Here is a 2,189-nt window from a genome sequence, read left to right as displayed (position 1 = left end):
GTGGCCCCGCGAACGCCGCCTTCACCTTCACGTACCCCCAAAACCTGGCGGCGCTGGCCCGGTTCGGCGAAATCACCTACTTCAGTCCGCTGGCCGACGCAGCCCTGCCCGCCGGCACCGATTTTCTGTACCTGCCCGGCGGCTACCCCGAGCTGTTCGCCGGGGCCCTGCACGCCAACGCCGCCCTGCGCGCCAGCATCGCCGCCTACTGCGCCGCCGGTGGCGCGACCTACGCCGAGTGCGGCGGCCTCATGTACCTGGGCCAGAGCATCATCGACGCCGCGGGCCAGGCATTTGCGATGGTGGGGGCCCTGCCCTGCACCACGTCGATGGAAAACGCGAAAATGACCCTCGGCTACCGCGCCGTCGAGTGGAACGGATTGACCATCAAAGGCCATGAATTTCACTATTCGGCCTTGCACGACCACGGCCTAACGCCCGTACCGGCGCGCATCACCAGCGCCAAGGGCGCGCCCGTATCCGCAGCAATTTACCGCCAGGGCAACGTGTGGGCCTCCTACCTGCACCTGTACTGGGGCGAGGATTCGGCGTTTATTGAACGGTTGCTAGGGGTTGCGGCCGGGAGCGGCGCTGGAGTGAATAACAAATTGGGAAACACTTTTTAAATAGAAACAGCCAGAGCTTCTTTGAAATTTTAATAATCGACATTTTTTCAAGAGTATTTAAATAAAATTTGATACAAATTAAAGCATTGATTATTAATAGTTTAAATAGAAATACCCTGGCGATAGCGCTTGACGCTGGCACGGCTAATACCGGTGAGCGTCACAATCTCGGCCACCGACAATCCCTTCGCTAGCGCCTTTGCCACTTTGGCCAGTTTCTCCACGTCGCGCCCTGCTGGCCAGCCCAGATGCCTGTCCTGTTGCTTGGCCAACTCGATGCCCGCCAGGGGCTTTTTCGGTTGTTCTCGCGCTCGTACTGGTTGAAGGAAGAGAACACGTCAATGATCACCTTGCCAGCTGGTGTGCGCGAGTCGATGCCCAGGTCGAGCGCCCGAAAGTGAACGCCACGTCGGTCAAATTCCTCCACCAGCTGAACGGTGTGCACGGTGTTACGCCCAAACCGCGCCAGGCGGTTCACCACCATATCGTCTTCTCGCACGGACGCCAACAGCTCGTCGAGGGCCGGGCTTTGGGTGCGCGTGCCGGAAATCTTCTCCTAAAAAATACGCGTGTAGCCCACCTGGGTGAGTTCTTCAACGTGCGTGGCCAGGTTCTGGTCGGTCGCGGAAACGCGGGTGTAGCCGAATGTATGTTGTACGGCTCAAAAAGTATGGGTCACAAAGTCACATTACGCAACCCGATTTTTGAGCTGCCACTAGGGCCGGCCCAGTGGGTCGGAAAGGCGCACCTTTTTGAGCCGGATAGGAACATCGTGTTATGTCCTGCTTTTACGCACCTAACCTAAACCATCCTGCAACTCTATTTACTTGAAATATAGTATTTTATCATCATCCAACACCTTAAACGGCGAGACACCTTAGCTTTTTCGGTTAAGTAACCTTAATAAGAATATTCAGTAAAAGCATTTAACAATGCAAAGAAAAAATGTAATCAAACGATTAAAACAGCTAATACTATTTAAATAAATCCACCTTATTGCCTTTTAATAAGCATAGCTAATACTAGCGCATCATAAGCATTCGTCAACAGCAGCGCTGCTGTAGCATAAAGCAAATAACCTGTTGGTCTCCTTTGTGCCTTTTGCCTGCACCGGACCTTCTAGTCGATAAAACCACTACATGATAAATGTTACAAAGCCTTTTTTACCGCCCCAAGAGGAATATAATCATTACTTACAGGGAATCTGGTCACGGACATGGCTCACGAATAATGGGCCTTTAGTCAATGAACTGGAGCTCACGCTAAAAAACTATTTTAACGTTCCCATTTATTTTATGTAAGCAACGGGACCATTGCGCTACAATTAGCAATCAAGGCCTTAGGGCTACAAGGAGAAATTATTACTACGCCGTTTTCCTTCGTTGCGACAACAAGCAGCATTATGTGGGAAGGCTGCACTCCGGTCTTTGTCGATATTGACCCAGCCACGTATAACATTGACCCTAGAGCGGTTCTCAGGATGATGTACAGTACGGGAGTTATTTTTCCAGCGTGAAAGCCTATTCTCTTGATTTACGCGAACGTGTCGCGGCGGCTTGTACG

At 52.1% G+C, this 2,189-nt stretch carries 1 protein-coding gene and 2 pseudogenes; 2 read left to right on the top strand and 1 reads right to left on the bottom strand.

Annotated features, from left to right (window positions below):
* Positions 1 to 626: pseudogene (locus BEN49_RS14135) on the top strand (hypothetical protein); the annotation flags it as partial.
* Between the two features lie 190 nt (positions 627 to 816).
* Here BEN49_RS14135 and BEN49_RS29560 read toward each other — a convergent pair.
* Entirely contained in the window at positions 817 to 1,125 is a 309-nt protein-coding gene (locus BEN49_RS29560) for a recombinase family protein (protein ID WP_239691940.1), read from the bottom strand.
* A gap of 640 nt (positions 1,126 to 1,765) precedes the next feature.
* Here BEN49_RS29560 and BEN49_RS25745 point away from each other — a divergent pair.
* Positions 1,766 to 2,100 (top strand): annotated as a pseudogene (locus BEN49_RS25745) (DegT/DnrJ/EryC1/StrS family aminotransferase); the annotation flags it as partial.
* Positions 2,101 to 2,189: the final 89 nt, after the last annotated feature.

This window comes from Hymenobacter coccineus, from assembly GCF_001816125.1.
Lineage (GTDB): Bacteria > Bacteroidota > Bacteroidia > Cytophagales > Hymenobacteraceae > Hymenobacter > Hymenobacter coccineus.
This window is presented reverse-complemented; position numbering and strand designations above follow the sequence as displayed.